Consider the following 14870-nt stretch of genomic DNA (forward strand, 5'->3'; position numbering starts at 1 on the left):
ACAAGCCGCCGAACAGACGGCTTTTTCGGCGTACACGGAGAATAGAAAAAGAGGGTAAACCCTGCGGGGCTTGCCCTCTTTTGCCGTCGCTCGGTCGCTCCGCTCCCTCGCAAGGACGGGATTATTGAAGCATAAGGACGGTATTATTAAAAAATTTTGTAGAAATTATTAAAAAGTCATTGACAAATCAGCATATGAGAAAATGTCGAAAAAAGAGACCGTTGATCAAAACGGCCTCTTTTTGTTATTGATTTGCGTTCTTTGCCTCGATCATATCCTTGACTTTCATCAACCGCGTCAACCCCGCGCGCTCGTTTTCTTCCAGTTTCATGGAAATATAGCGGATGGTTTCCTCCAGATCGGGAATGAGCACGTACTCCAGCGCGTTGACGCGCCGCTTGCTCCGTTCGATCTCCACGGCGAGCATGCGCAGGATCTTTTCCTGTTCCGCGAGCCGCACGAGTTTATCGAGTACTTCGCCGGCAAGTTCCACGGCGTAGTCCGCCTCGCTGGTGACGTCCACATAGGAATAAGGCAGCGGAGAAGATGCGTCTTTGCGCTCTTCCAGAACGATCTTCGGCACTTCCAGATTCATGAAGTTGCCGAGGCCGCACCCGGGCTCGACGGAAACGGAGGGCATGGAAAACAAAAGTTCGATGTCCTTTTTGGGCATCAGTCCGCGCGCCAGCGAAAACTGTTTCAGAACGCGCACGACGTCCCCTTCCGTTTCGGCGCGAAGTTTTTTGATCTCGCGCGCGAGCACGGAAAAGCGCCGCACCATTTCGTCGGTCTTGTCTTTCAATAACTTGTGTCCGCGCTGCGCCGTTTTGAGCCGTGCTTTCAGTTTCTTCAACTCCATGCGCGTGGGATTTTTATTGAGCCTTGCCAAAATTTTACTCCCGATAGTACTTTTCGATATATTGTTCTTTGATGCGTTTGAGTTCCGATTTCGGCAGCCCGCTCAAAAGTTTCCACCCGAGATCAAGCGTTTCTTCGATGGAACGGTTGGCAGAAAAACCTTGCGAAACATATTCTTTTTCGAACTTTTCGGCAAAATCCGCGTACAACTTGTCGATCTTGGAGAGGACCGCCTCGCCCAAGATCGCGGAAAGTTCCTTCGCTTCCTTGCCGCGCGCATACGCCGAAAACAGTTGGTTCATCGTGTCCGCGTGGTCTTCGCGCGTCTTGCCCGCGCCGATGCCCTTATCCTTTAAACGGGAGAGGGAAGGCAGCACGTCGACGGGCGGGTTCACGCCCTTTTTATACAGTTCGCGCGACAAGATGATCTGCCCCTCGGTGATATAGCCCGTAAGATCGGGAATGGGGTGCGTCTTGTCGTCCTCGGGCATGGTGAGAATGGGGATCTGCGTAATGGAGCCTTGTTTGCCGCGGATGCGCCCCGCGCGCTCATAGAGCGAGGCGAGGTCGGTATACAGATACCCCGGGTAGCCGCGCCGCCCCGGCACTTCCTTGCGCGCCGCCGAAACTTCGCGCAGCGCCTCGCAGTAGTTGGTGATATCGGTGAGAATGACGAGAACGTGCATCCCCAGTTCGTAAGCGAGGTATTCCGCCGCGGTGAGCGCCATGCGCGGCGTGGCGATACGCTCGATGGCGGGATCGTTGGCAAGATTGGTAAAGAGCACCGTGCGCGAGATCGCGCCCGTCTTTTTGAAATCCTGCACGAAATATTCTGCCTCTTCGTACGTGATGCCGATGGCGGCGAACACGACGGCGAATTTTTCGTCGCCTTTCAGCACGCGAGCCTGCCGCGCGATCTGCGCCGCAAATTCTGCGTGCGGCAGACCGCTCATGCTGAACACGGGCAGTTTCTGTCCGCGCACGAGCGTATTCAGTCCGTCGATGGCGGAAACGCCCGTCTGGATAAACTCGTTGGGATAATCGCGCGCCGCGGGATTGAGCGGTTCCCCGTTCACGTCCATGCGCTTATCTGCAATGACGGGCGCGCTCCCGTCGCGCGGGCGCCCCATGCCGTCGAACACGCGGCCGAGCATATCTTCGGAAACGGAAAGTTCCAGGCTGCGCCCCAGAAATTTGGCGCGGCTGGTTGAGATCTGCAAGCCCTGCGAACTTTCGAACAACTGCACGAGCGCCTTGTCGCGGTGCACTTCCAGCACTTTTCCGTGACGGACTTCGCCGTCCTTTTGCACGATCTCCACGAGTTCGTTGTACTTCACGCCCTCGACGCCCTCCACCAGAAGGAGAGGCCCGACGACTTCTTTGATGGTCTTGTACTCTTTAAACATGTTCCCCTCCGCCGAGCCCGTGCATGGCTTCGTTCATTTCTTTGGATATCTCGTCGAAACGGGCAAGATCCTTTTCCTCGATGTATTTCGCGCGGCCGATCTTTTCGCGGACGGGAAGTTCCAGAACGTCGTCGAGGCGCGCGCCCTTTTCCACGGCTTCCAGCCCCAAGCGGTTGAAATCATAGATGAGCCGCAGCATTTTACACTGTTTGGCGATGGAAGTATAGGTATCCGTTTCGTGAAAGGCGTTCTGATGGAGAAAGTCTTCGCGGATGATCTTCGCCGTTTCCATGGTCATGCGGTCGCGTCCCGAGAGCGAGTCCGCGCCGATGAGGCGCACGATCTCGTCGAGTTCCGCCTCTTCCTGCAATACGTGCATGGCGAACGCGCGCAGTTTGATGAAATCGTTGGACGCGTGCAATGTATACCAGTCAGACAGTCGGTCGGCGTACAGAGAGTAACTCACCAGCCAGTCGATGGCAGGGAAGTGGCGCTTATAGGCGAGATTCGCCGAAAGCCCCCAAAAGACCTTAACGATGCGCAGCGTCGCCTGCGACACGGGTTCGGAAAGATCGCCGCCCGCGGGCGAGACCGCGCCGATCGCCGTGACCGAGCCGACGCGCCCGTCTTTTCCCAGCGTGCGGACGATGCCCGCGCGCTCGTAAAATTCCGCCAGACGGCTGGAAAGATAGGCGGGATAGCCCTCCTCGCCGGGCATCTCCTCCAATCTTCCGCTCATTTCGCGCAGAGCCTCCGCCCAGCGGGAAGTCGAATCCGCCATGATGGCGACGTTCATGCCCATATCGCGGAAATATTCCGCGATGGTGATGCCCGTATAAATGGACGCCTCGCGCGCCGCCACGGGCATATCGGAAGTATTCGCGATGAGGACCGTGCGTTTCATCAGCGGCTCGCCCGTTTTGGGATCTTTGAGGGCGGGAAACTCGTTGAGAACGTCAGTCATCTCGTTGCCGCGCTCGCCGCATCCGATATAGACGATGATATCCGCGTCCGCCCATTTCGCCAACTGATGCTGCACCACCGTCTTGCCGCTGCCGAACGGCCCGGGGACGGCGGCGACGCCGCCCTTGGCGATGGGAAAGAGCGTGTCTATGACGCGCTGCCCCGTGATCATGGGCATATCGGGCGTCATTTTTTCGCGGTAAGGCCGCCCCTTTCTGACGGGCCAGCGTTGCAGCATACAGATCTCGCGCTCGCCCTTTTCGGTAGAAACGACGGCGATCGTCTCGGTAATATTGAAATCGCCTTTTTCGATTCTGACGATCTTACCCTGCACGCCGTAAGGCACCATGATCTTATGCGCGACGATGGACGTTTCCTGTACGGTACCCAAAAAATCGCCGCTTTGCACTTCGTCGCCGGCCTCTACGCACGGCTCGAACCGCCAGATCTTCTCGTGATCGAGATTGGTCATGGAAATGCCGCGGGTGATGCGGTCGCCGTACGATTCAAAAATGCGTTCCAAAGGCCTTTGTATCCCGTCGAAAATTTCGCCGATGACGCCCGGCGCGAGTTCCACCGACAGCGGCGCGCCCGTGCTCTCCACTTCTTCCCCGGGACCTAAGCCCGAAGTTTCTTCATAGACCTGAATGGACGCCTGATCGCCGCGCAGTTCGATGATCTCGCCGATCAGTTTCTTTTCGCTGACGCGCACGACGTCGTACATCTTGCTGTCCGCCATGTTTTCCGCCACGATCAGCGGGCCCGATACTTTAATGATCTTTCCTTTCATTGCTCGTTCTTCTTCTCCTCTTGCGAAAGGATATCTATCCCCAACGCGCGCTCGGTCTCCCTCTTTAATATTTCGAATCCGTAGCCGTTGCTCCCGTTCATGGACGGAACGGGGATCACGACTGGATACGGGCTTTCCACAAAACGCGAGATCGTATCGTCGATCTCTTTTGCCAAAACGTCCGTGACGTAGATGATCTGATATTCTTTGGAAAGGGTATGCAGCAATTCCCGCGCTTTCTCGGGCGATGCCGCGCTGTACGCGTCCATGCCGATCGCCTTAAAAACCAGAATGCTGTCCCCGTCCCCGATGATCGCCGTTTTACCCTTCATACGTTTCCCTGATCCTCGCCCTAACGGCATTTTTTTCGATCTGATTGTTCAGCCCCGACAAGATGATGCGCACGTTGGAAAGTTCCGCTTGTTTATAAAAACAATAGCGGACGAAAGGCTGTACGCCCTCCGCTTCGTATCGCTCTTTTTTCAAAGAGGAGAGCGCGGCGCCGTCCGCGAGCCGCTCGAACCCGACGAGCGGTCTTCCCTCGGCAAAATCATCGAGCGCGGCGCCGATCAGTTTGCCCAAAGCCGAAAAACGGCTGTTTTCGCGTATCTTTTCGGGCGTCTCCTCCGCCAGAACGCGCAAATTTTCGTCCGTCAAAGAGCCGCCTTCGACGCGCATTTTCATCGTCTTCGCAAAGTTCCGCGCGCGGAGCGCCACGGCGATATTCGCCGCGTCCGCTTTTCGGCGGTTGATCTTACCGAGCGTCTTTTCCTTTTTGCTCAAAGCCGCGCGGTCGGCATACAGCGCACGGCGGAACAGGATCGCGATATTCTGCCCGTTCGCCTGCCCCGAAAGGAAAAGCGCGTCCGCCTCCCTGCACGCCGCGGAAAGCGGCGCGGGGAAAAGATCGTATTTATCCGCATAAATATTGTCCCGCATTTTATCGGCGCGGTAAAACCCGTCCGCGCCCAGCATGGGCGCGCAGTCTGTTTTCAGATACTTGCTCCGCACGATCGCTTCGGCGTTGTGGTAATCGTATTCCGCCAGAAGATAACGGCACAGCGCCTCGCTCGGCGCCGTTTCGCGCACGAACGCGGTATAACGCCGCTCTTCCGCCTCGATGAGAAGGTCGGCTTCAAGCGCGGATGCAACGGTAACGCCGTTCCCGAAATTCACTTCCGACAGTATTTTCAGCGCGTCGTCCCCCGAGGCGCAGTCTACCATTCGGTTGAGCCGATCCGCGCCCAGAAGCGACGCTTGCAGCGCAGACGCCCGCGCGTTGGCAAAGATAGCGTTCGTCATTCTTTACTCCGTTTTGCGCCCGTCGGAAAATAAAATTTCCACGACGTCGGATTCCAGCGAAACGCGGTCGGCGGCGATGAGCGCCTCGAAAGAAAGATCCTTATCGCACGTTTCGTTGGAAAGAAACAGTCCGCCCGCGAATGCGCCGTCTGCGCCGCCGAAACGCAGTTTGCGCGCGCGAAAGACGGGCAACGCCTCGGTTTCGCTTTGACTGAGCGGCGCGAAACGGGACAATACGACGGTATCGCCCTCCTCGGCGTTCTCTTCCAAAAGGCGGGATACGATCTCGGCGTAGCGCGCCTTGGGGAAATTTTGCGCCTTTTCAAGCGCGCGGGCGAATACCTCGTCGATAAGTTCTCGCTTGGCGCCGAGCACCTTTTTGCGTCCGTCCAGCCGCGCGACGGTTTCCCGTCGCTCCACGGTTGCGTCCGCCTCGTCCGCGAGCGCTTTGCGGGAAGACGTCAAAAGTTCTTCCGCCCATTTCTGCGCGGCGCTGATCCGCGTTGCCTGTTCCGCCTCCGCCGCCGCGCGCATTTCACTCGCTTTTTTCTCCGCATCTTCGAGGATGCGGGAGATCATGGCCGCTTTTCCTTCCATAGCGCCACCTTATGCCGCCAACGTAAAGAGAAGCGAGATGACCAACCCGAAAATGGCGTAAGTTTCGACCATCGCGGGGAACATGATCAGTTTACCCGACAGTTTTTCGTCCTTCGCCACCGCATAGATACAACTGGTCGCCGCTTTGCCCTGAAAGATCGCGGAAACGAGCCCCGTAATCGCCAAAGGCATGACGGACGCGAATACCAGCCAGCCGCTTCCGACGCTCATGCCCGCAGTCACAGCGCCCTGTCCGACCAGCGCCATGACAAAGCCGTAGATGCCCTGCGTCGCGGGCAAAAGGACAAGGATCATCACCTTGCTGAACTTTTTCGCGTCCTCCGCGAGCACGCCCGCAGCCGCGCTGCCCGTCTTGTACAGGCCGACGGCGGAACCTACGCCGCACAGCCCCGCGCAGATCGCCAATCCTAAAATTGCAATCGCTTCACCGCTCATAATTTTGTTACCTCCGATAGTTTACTGTTGGATATGGATATATTGCACACGGGAGCCGATGGGCGTAAATAATTTGCCCTCGCCCGTATAAAACTTGGAAAAGAATTCGATATATTGCAGCCTGCAATCGTGAATATACGCGCCCAGAACGCCCATAGCGATATTGAACGCGTGCCCCACGAGCATGACCAAAGGTCCGAAGACGTACCCGATCGCGCCGCCCGCGATGAGGTCGAGCCCGATGCCGTTGAACTGCTGGGCGATGATCATGCCCGAGAGCATGAGCCCGAACAGACGGGCATAACTCAAAACGTCGGACAAGAGGTTGATGACGCCGTACAGCGCGCCGAACCCTTTCGTAAACTTGCCCAATATTTTTTCCTTGCGCCCCGCGGTGAGCATCGCGCCCAAAAGCCCTACGCCCAGCATCACGACGCCAGGCAGCGTCATCGTTTCGAAAAAGGCGTGCACGTTATCTGCAACGGGGATCTCGAAATACTCCGTGAGGAAATTGAACACCGCGAAAAACAGACCGACGTTGAACAGGATCCAGGTAAACGCATCGCACAGCGCGTCGAGGACACGCCCGTCGCGCAGGTCGTTGACCGCTTTGAGCGCGTACCCGACCGTGATCTGGAACAGCCCCAGCGCAAGGCAGCCCAAAAGTATCGTCAGAACGTCCGTACGGTTGCCCGACGAGGGATCGGGCAGAAAGGTGTAGAGAGAAAAGCCGAAAAGCGAGCCGAACAAAGCGCCGAATACGATGGTGAACAGCCCGCCGTACATCATTATCTTCGTCAGTTTTTTAAAACCGTTGTCGATTTTCAGCCTCGCAGACAGCAAAAACCCGCCCGCAAAGAGTAAAATACCGTAGCCGATATCCGCCATGATCAGCCCGAAAAAAATCATAAAGAACCAGAACACGACGCCGTTGGGATCGTATTCGCGGTAGTCGGGCGCGGAATACATATTTGTGACGAATTCCGCGCTTTTCGCGGGCCCGCGGTTTTTCAAAAGCGTTGGCGGCGTATCTTCCTCGGTCGGTTCGGTAAATTCCGTCACCGCGGCGGGCGTGACCGCATCGATTGCCGCGCGCACGAAATCGCATTCCTCCCGGGGCACGTAGCCGTGCAGGGTAAAGGTGCTCGCCGTCTTGAAAAAACTGTCGTACGCCTCCGCTTTTTCCAACTGCAAGGATAAATAGTCGGAAAAGATCTTCCAGTCTTTCAAGTAAGGCGCGAGCGCGCAGGCGTCCGATTTGAGCGCCTCTTCCCGCGCGTCGAAACTCTTCGTCTGCGCCGCGAGTTCTTCTATCTTTTCCGCGGCGGTTTCCGGAAAGGTAAACGCGCATTTGGAAAAGGACAATCCGTTCAAAAGGGCCGCTATTTCTTCCGCACAGTCGTTATGCGCCACAACGCATACGGCGGAAGGCTTGCCGCGCGAATAGATCGTGAGCGCTGCGGGCGATTCCGCCAGATTTTCTTCCAGTTTCGGGATCGCCGCCTCGTCGATCAGTCCGAAAAAACAGCGCGTGCATTTCGTGTCGGAAAAATCCGAAAAGCGCTCGTTCACTTCGCGGTAAGCCGAGAGTTGTTCGATGAGGTTTTTCGCCTTTACGCGTTCGGCGCGGAGCGCGGACAGTTCTTTCTCCAACGTTTCGGCTTTTTCCATCGCCGCGGTAAGTTCCGCTTCGCGCCCCGAAATCTGCATGAAATCGTCGTAGGAAAGCAAGATATCGTCCTTGAGCCCCTCGGTATTTTCGGGGAAATATTCCTGTTTTTTGCTCTCCGCGATGCGGTCGGATACGAAGGCGATGCCCTTTCGCACCCGCGAAACGCGCGACTGCAATTCCGATGAAGGGGCGTTTTCTTCTTCCCAATCGCTCAGTTCCACCCGCTGCGTTCTATGCAGTGCATCGAGCAGCGCGTCCTTTTCCGAGGCAAGTCCCGTCAGCGAGAATTTTGACATTTTTACGACAGACATCAGCCGAATAACCTCCGAAGCACCGCGTCCGCGGCCGGATCCACCCGCGTACGGCTGCGGCTTTTGAGCGCCTGCGCCGCCGCGCCGCCTTCCGCGGCAAGGCTGTCGTATGCCGCCTGCGCCCTGCGTTCGGCGTCTTTTTCGCTCTGTTCACGTTCGGCAGCCAAAAGGGCGATCGCGTCCTCTTTGACCTTTGCCGCGCGCTCGGCGCCCTCCAAAGAGATGCGTCTGCAATCGCTTGCCGCTTTCGCCACGATTTCTTCCGCCTTTTGTTCCGCGTCCAATATGGACGCGATGATCTCGTTCATACCGCTTCTCCTTTCGACTTTCCGACATACTTATGTTGTTTCGGTTTTCCGCAAAAATTCCGACTCCCTGCGAATTTTTCCGACACGCGCCGAAAAAATCCGTATATGCAAATATTATACGCCCGCTTTTAACCTTTGTCAACCGAGAGACGAAAAAAAGCGCGCCCGAAGACGCGCCTGTTTATAGCCGCGTATCGGGATAAACGTCCACGAATTTCGTGTAGCCGTACAGGCGAAGTTTGTCCTTCTGCGCGTAAAAATTCTTATTGCGCATGGAAACGAGCACGCAAACGCCCGCCTCCCGCAACGCCGCCGCTTTCTGCAAAACTTCCCTCTTTTTTTCGAGGGGCGCTTCGCGCGTGATGAGATAGGCGATCTTTTCTTCATCGCCCGCTCCGATCGGCGTTTCGTTGTTCTTCATGATATCTATGATACGTTCGAACCCGATGGAAAAACCGCAGGCGGGCGTGCTGCCGCCGCTGTATTTTCCGATCATTTCGTCGTACCTGCCGCCGCCCGCGACGGACAGTTTATACGAGGAAAGTTCTATTTCGAAGATCGGGCCCGTGTAATAGGACATACCGCGCACCAGCGTGGGATCGAATACGACCTGTCCTTTGCCCGAAAGGATATCGCGCGAAGTCGCGATGATGTCTTCGAGATTGGAGATGACGTTTTCGGGCACGACGTTTGCCCATTCGTCCCTGAAATAATCGCGGCAGGAAAAAAGGTCCGTGCTGCCGTTGAAGAATTTGCAGTACGACTCCACGCCGCTCTCTTCCAGTCCGAGTTCCAGAAGGGACTTTTTGACACCCTCCAACCCGATCTTATCGTATTTATCCAAAATGATGAAAATGACGCTGTGCTTTTCTTCGGGGAAACCGCAAAACGACGCCATGGCTTTTAAAATCCTTCTGTCGTTGACGCGCACCTTGCTGCCGCCCAGCCCCAATTCGTAGAGCATATTCGCGGTAGCGGTGATCAATTCCATTTCGGCGAGGTTGGTGGCGTCGCCCAAAATATCGATATCGCACTGCGTAAACTGGCGGTAGCGCCCTTTTTGCGGACTGTCCGCGCGCCAGACGGGCCCTGTTTGCAGAGCCTTGAAAGGGTTTGGAAGATCGTTGCTGTTATTCGCGTAAAAGCGCGCCAGCGGAACAGTCAGATCGTATCTTAATCCGCAGTCGCACAGATCGTCGAAATTTTCCGACTTCTGCAATTTTTCGCCGCGTTTTAAAATTTTGAAGATCAACTGTTCGTTTTCGCCGCCCTGCTTGCTCGTCAGATTTTCGATATGCTCGACGGCAGGCGTTTCTATCTGCGTAAAGCCGTATTTTTTATAGGTGCTCTTGATCTTACCCAGCGCGTATTCGCGTAACTCCATGTCGCGCGGCGTCTGTTCGGGCATTCCGCGCACGGGCGTCTTGACAAAACTCATTTTCGTTCACTCCGTCGTTTAACCAATCATTGATATTCAATATATCATATCGGGGAATTTTTGTCAAATAAAACGGGGATACGGCAACAGACGCTCCGCGCCTCTTTTTCGGACAGCCGCGAAAAATCGGGCACGTTCGTCAGCGTTTTGCCGTCTACGGTACAGCGGACGCATTCTTGCGTTGCCCCGCAGGGCTCGACGAGCAGAAGATCGCCGTAAAAGTACAGACCGTTTTCCGTATGTACGTCGATCTCGAAGGAAAGTTTGCCCGTTCCCTCCGCGAGCGCCCAATCGCCCTCGCGCGTGATCCGCACGCCCTCGGCGCGGATATTCTGCACATACGAAGGCAGATACAGATATAATTTGCGCCCGCCCGTTTCCACCTCTTCGAGCGCGATCTCCCGTTTATAAAAGAGATCGCCCGCAACGCGGATACGCGCGTTATCGGAAATGTATTCAAAATCGTCGTAAAAGAGAACGCGTACGGCGTCCCGCTCTTCGCGCACGAAATGCGAGCCGAGTTCATAAAGCCCCTCGGACAGGCGGAGCGTACAGCAAAGATACGCCTCGAACGTATCGTTATAGGGTTTTACAAAAGGGAAATCCTTTGTCGCGCAGAGGTCGCACCCCGCGCCGCCGTTGCCGCGCTGGCTCATGCGCAGCGCGTTATAATAAACGCGGTAGGCGCAGGCGAGATATTCATCCTTGCCCGTGCAGGCGTGCAGTTTCAGAGCGAGTATGAGCGAATCGACGATGGCGCAAGGCTCCGTCCAGGTATCTTCCCTTCCGTACCAATTAAAGTTGGCGTAGGTGAGCGTCATGCCCTGTTCTCTGTAAAATCCGAATTCGCGGACAGCCTGTTGTAAACAGCGATCGTCTTTCGTACATTCATACAGACGCAGAATGCCGCGCGCCGCCGAAAGAGAAGCGTGCGTCTGCGTGCGCAGGGCGAGTTTGTCGATTTCAAGAAAGCGGCGCAGCATGACGTTCAGAAGTTCTCTGAGCGCCGCGTCGCGCGTAATTTCGTAGACGGCTGAAATACCGTCCATCGCGATGAAGGCGCAGCCCGTGTCGGAAGAAAGTTTCCAACCGTTTAAAACGTCGAGCGTATGACCGAACACGCCCCCCTCTTCGCTTTTTTCTCTTTCAATGGGATAGCGTTCGAAAAACTCGGTGAGTTTTGCCAGATAGTTGCGCGCGATCGTGCGAATACGGCAAAGCGACTTTTCGTCTTTGGTCGCCTTATAGTATTCGGTGAGCCCGCGAAGATACCAACTGTTGCCCGAAAGTTGCTGTTCGAGCGCGACTTTGCCGTCGAACAGAGGACCGAAATAGCCGTCGCGGTTGCAATGTCCGTCCAGCCCGTCCGCCAATGCGCGCAGCGAAGCGGGTTCGGTTCCCGTCGCCTTCCATAAAGAAACGAGCGCGAGCAAAGTTCTGCCCTCGAAATCGCCGTGCCAGTCGTACTCCGCGGGGCGGAACACGTTTGGCGCGCAGTACAGCGGCTCGCCCACTCTCGCCGCGTTCAGCCGCAGTCTTCTTCCCAATTCTCCCTGAAACCGTATCATCGCTTTTTCCTTTATTTATGATATGCCTTTGATTATAACATAAGTTTCGGAAAAAAACCACATTTTGGATCAATGTGTAAAATCAATTTTCCCCTGCCACTCGGTAAGGTTTTGCGGCGACGACGTTCGTCCCCTCCCCGTCCACGTCGGCAAGGATCACCGTCCCGATCTCCGTGTCGGAATCCACGTAGGCGGCGCGGATTTTTTCCATGACGAGAAAAATATTCGATTTCAACACTTCGCGGTCGGTCTTGACGGGCACGCGCCCGAACTTTGCCCGCACGGTGCTCGTAACCGTGCGCCGCGGCGAGATCATTTCCGAAAGCGCGTACGCCTTGCCCTTGGGACAGAAATTTCCCGAAACGCTCCACGCGCCGTTCTCCCCCTCCACGTGCAGAGCGCAGCCGCGCGGACATTCGATACAGACAAAATCTTTTCCCATGTCAACCCTCCCTTACCACGGAAATTTCCACATTCTCCGCGCCGTCGAAGAGCGCGGGCGGCAGCGAAACGTGCTCCATTTCTCCCGGCGCCACGGCGATGCGGCGGAATTCTTTCACCGTATCCCCCGCGCGCACGATAATTTTGGCATTCGGGAACGCCGAACGCACGCGGAAATACAACTTCTGCGCGTCTTTTTCGCCGCGGCATAATTTTTGCGGCAGGACGTATGAAACGTTTTCGCCCGCACGCGTCGGCACGTAACTTTTTTGCGTATGCCCGCCCAAAAGATATTTCGCAGCCGCTCTGCCCGCGATCTCCGCCTCTTCGGATACGAAATCGACCAGATCGTGCACGTGCAGCACGTTGCCGCAGGCGAATATTCCCTCGATCTCGGTCTCGCGGTCGCTGTCCACGAGCGCGCCGCGCGTCCCCGCGTGCAGGGAGATGCCCGCCTTTTTCGTCAGTTCGTTTTCGGGGATCAGCCCCACGGAAAAAAGAATGGTGTCGCAGTCGAAACGGATCTCCGTGCCCGCGATCGGAAGCCTGTTTTCGTCCACTTCGGCGACGAGCGCGCCGCTCACGCGATCGTCGCCCTCGATCTCCACGACGGTATGCCGCAAATACAGCGGGATCCCGAAATCGTCGAGGCACTGCGCGATGTTGCGTTTGAGTCCGCTCGAACAGGGCATGATCTCGACAACGCCGAGCACTTCCGCGCCTTCGAGCGTGAGCCTGCGCGCCATGATGAGACCTATGTCCCCCGAGCCGAGGATCAGGACGCGTTTCCCGGGCAGCAATCCGTAAATATTGACGAACTTTTGCGCGGTGCCCGCGCTGAACAGCCCCGCGGGGCGCGTGCCCGCGATGTTCAAGGCGCCCTTGCTGCGTTCGCGGCAGCCCATGGCGAGGATCACAGCCCCCGCCCGCACGGTGAAAACGCCCTTTCCGTTCATATACGTGACGGTTTTCTCGGAAGAGAGGTCGACGACGAATGCGCCCGTCAGTATCTCGATATTCCGCGCCCGCGCCTCGTCCAGAAAACGCTGTGCGTATTCGGGCCCCGTCATGTTCTCCCGAAAGCGCGTCAGCCCGAACCCGTTGTGGATACACTGTTTCAGAACGCCGCCCGCCTCTTCTTCGCGTTCCAGAACGAGAACGTCTTTTACGCCCGCGTCGTACGCCGCGACCGCCGCCGCAAGTCCCGCGGGGCCGCCGCCGATGATCACCAGATCCCGTTTCATAATTCTCCTCCCGTGATCACGAAGGAATTTTTGCCCTTTTTCGTGATCTCTTGCGCGCGGTATCCGTATTCTTGCATGAGCGTATTGAATACGGATGGCTGGCAGAATCCGCCCTGGCACCGTCCCATACCCGCGCGCGTGCGGAATTTCACGCCGTCCAGCGTGCGTGCGGGCGGGTTTTGTCTGAGCGCGTCCAAAATTTCGCCCAGCGTCACGTTTTCGCAGCGGCACACGACTTTTCCGTAATCGGGACGCCGCGCGATGATCTCGTTTTTTTCTTCTGCGGAAAGATCTTTGAAACGGTTTCTTTGCCGCATCGGATCGAAATTTTCGTTGCGCCTTGCATGGAATTTTTCCGCGCACAATGCCGCGACATATTCGCCGATCGCGGGCGCGGAAGTAAGCCCCGGCGATTCGATGCCCGCTACGTTGATAAGGTTTTCCGTTTCGTCGCTCTCCTCTATGATAAAATCGTGCCTGTCGCTGTACGCGCGCACGCCCGCGAACGACGAGATCGTTTCCCCGAAAGGAATGTTTTTCAGCATAGACGATGCCTTTTTCGTGATTTCATCGAACCCGTTGCGGCGGACGGACGTATCGAATTCCCCCTCCGCCGAGGTCGGTCCAATAAGCACGTTTCCGTCCGTCGTGGGCGTGACGAGAACGCCCTTGCCCGCCGCCGTCGGCACGGCGAACACCGTATGCCGCACGAATGGCGGCGCGATCTTATCCAATAATATGTATTCGCCCTTTCTCGCCCCGATGCGAAAGGAATCATCGCCGAACATCGCCGCGACTTTCGCCGCGTTCAGCCCCGCGCAGTTGACGACGCACCGCGCCTCCACGCGCTTATGATCGGAAGAGACGAGCGACCAGCCGCCGTCTGTTTTTTCCGCCGCGGCGACTTCGAAACCGCAGTAAAGGGACGCTCCGTTGTCCATCGCGTTGCCCATCGCGGCGATCGTCAGCTGAAAGGGACAGACGATCCCGCCCGTCGGCGCGTACAGCGCCGCGGCGACGCCGTCGCCCAAATGCGGTTCGAGAGCGAGCGCCCGCGCGCGGCCGATGACTTCCAGCCCCTTTACGCCGTTCTTTTCGCCGCGCTCTTTGAGTTGGGACAAGACGCCGACCCGATCCCGTTCCGCGAGCACGAGCGAGCCGTTGTTACGATAGCCGACGCCCAATTCTTCGCACACCTTGGGCATCAGTTTGTTTCCTGCCACGTTGAACTTCGCTTTCAGCGTGCCGTTTTCCGCGTCGTACCCCGCGTGCACGATGCCGCTGTTTGCCTTGCTCGCGCCCGCTGCCACGTCCTCCGCGCCCTCTAAAACGGCAACGGAAATCGCATATTTCCGCAGTTCCCGCGCGCAGAATGCGCCGATGACGCCGCCGCCGATGATCGCCACGTCCACCATTTCGTTCTCCTATCGGAATAAAAAGAGCCGACAAAACGGACAAACTTGTGTTTGTCTCCGTTTTGTCGGCTTCTCCATATCTCCGCCTGTATTGATTTCTC

General features: G+C 56.7%; 14 protein-coding genes. All 14 read right to left on the reverse strand.

Features of this window, described 5'->3' with window-relative positions; genetic code table 11:
- Positions 1–244: 244 nt before the first annotated feature.
- Complete coding sequence (locus ESZ91_RS01045) at positions 245–889, reverse strand: V-type ATP synthase subunit D (RefSeq protein ID WP_129223235.1); 645 nt, start codon at positions 887–889, stop codon at positions 245–247.
- Between the two features lie 4 nt (positions 890–893).
- On the reverse strand, positions 894–2264 hold the full coding sequence (locus ESZ91_RS01050; protein WP_129223237.1) for a V-type ATP synthase subunit B: 1371 nt from the start codon (positions 2262–2264) through the stop codon (positions 894–896).
- Positions 2257–4017, reverse strand: a complete 1761-nt coding sequence (locus tag ESZ91_RS01055; RefSeq protein ID WP_129223239.1) for a V-type ATP synthase subunit A — start codon at positions 4015–4017, stop codon at positions 2257–2259. Before ESZ91_RS01055 ends, ESZ91_RS01050 begins: the two co-directional genes overlap by 8 nt.
- Entirely contained in the window at positions 4014–4349 is a 336-nt protein-coding gene (locus tag ESZ91_RS01060; RefSeq protein ID WP_161970989.1) for a V-type ATP synthase subunit F, read from the reverse strand. The genes ESZ91_RS01055 and ESZ91_RS01060 overlap by 4 nt, the downstream gene beginning before the upstream one ends.
- Complete coding sequence (locus tag ESZ91_RS01065) at positions 4339–5319, reverse strand: V0D/AC39 family V-type ATPase subunit (protein ID WP_129223243.1); 981 nt, start codon at positions 5317–5319, stop codon at positions 4339–4341. Before ESZ91_RS01065 ends, ESZ91_RS01060 begins: the two co-directional genes overlap by 11 nt.
- Before the next feature lie 3 nt (positions 5320–5322).
- A complete protein-coding gene (locus tag ESZ91_RS01070) occupies positions 5323–5916 on the reverse strand; it encodes a V-type ATP synthase subunit E (protein WP_129223245.1) in 594 nt (197 codons plus the stop codon).
- A gap of 9 nt (positions 5917–5925) precedes the next feature.
- On the reverse strand, positions 5926–6372 hold the full coding sequence (locus ESZ91_RS01075; protein ID WP_129223247.1) for a V-type ATP synthase subunit K: 447 nt from the start codon (positions 6370–6372) through the stop codon (positions 5926–5928).
- A gap of 21 nt (positions 6373–6393) precedes the next feature.
- On the reverse strand, positions 6394–8355 hold the full coding sequence (locus ESZ91_RS01080) for a V-type ATP synthase subunit I (protein WP_129223249.1): 1962 nt from the start codon (positions 8353–8355) through the stop codon (positions 6394–6396).
- On the reverse strand, positions 8355–8663 hold the full coding sequence (locus ESZ91_RS01085; RefSeq protein WP_129223251.1) for a hypothetical protein: 309 nt from the start codon (positions 8661–8663) through the stop codon (positions 8355–8357). The genes ESZ91_RS01080 and ESZ91_RS01085 overlap by 1 nt, the downstream gene beginning before the upstream one ends.
- A gap of 181 nt (positions 8664–8844) precedes the next feature.
- Positions 8845–10101, reverse strand: coding sequence for a histidine--tRNA ligase (hisS, locus tag ESZ91_RS01090; RefSeq protein WP_129223253.1), 1257 nt, complete (start codon positions 10099–10101; stop codon positions 8845–8847).
- Between the two features lie 44 nt (positions 10102–10145).
- A complete protein-coding gene (locus ESZ91_RS01095; RefSeq protein WP_129223255.1) occupies positions 10146–11669 on the reverse strand; it encodes a glycoside hydrolase family protein in 1524 nt (507 codons plus the stop codon).
- 82 nt (positions 11670–11751) lie between these two features.
- Positions 11752–12111 carry a DUF1667 domain-containing protein gene (locus tag ESZ91_RS01100; RefSeq protein WP_129223257.1) on the reverse strand — a complete coding sequence of 120 codons (360 nt, stop codon included), beginning with the start codon at positions 12109–12111 and terminating at the stop codon, positions 11752–11754.
- Position 12112: 1 nt separating this feature from the next.
- Positions 12113–13354, reverse strand: a complete 1242-nt coding sequence (locus ESZ91_RS01105) for an NAD(P)/FAD-dependent oxidoreductase (RefSeq protein WP_129223259.1) — start codon at positions 13352–13354, stop codon at positions 12113–12115.
- Positions 13351–14769: an NAD(P)/FAD-dependent oxidoreductase gene (locus ESZ91_RS01110; protein WP_129223261.1), complete on the reverse strand. Its 1419-nt coding sequence runs from the start codon at positions 14767–14769 to the stop codon at positions 13351–13353. Before ESZ91_RS01110 ends, ESZ91_RS01105 begins: the two co-directional genes overlap by 4 nt.
- Positions 14770–14870: the final 101 nt, after the last annotated feature.

The sequence above is a fragment of the Candidatus Borkfalkia ceftriaxoniphila genome, assembly GCF_004134775.1.
Lineage (GTDB): Bacteria > Bacillota > Clostridia > Christensenellales > Borkfalkiaceae > Borkfalkia > Borkfalkia ceftriaxoniphila.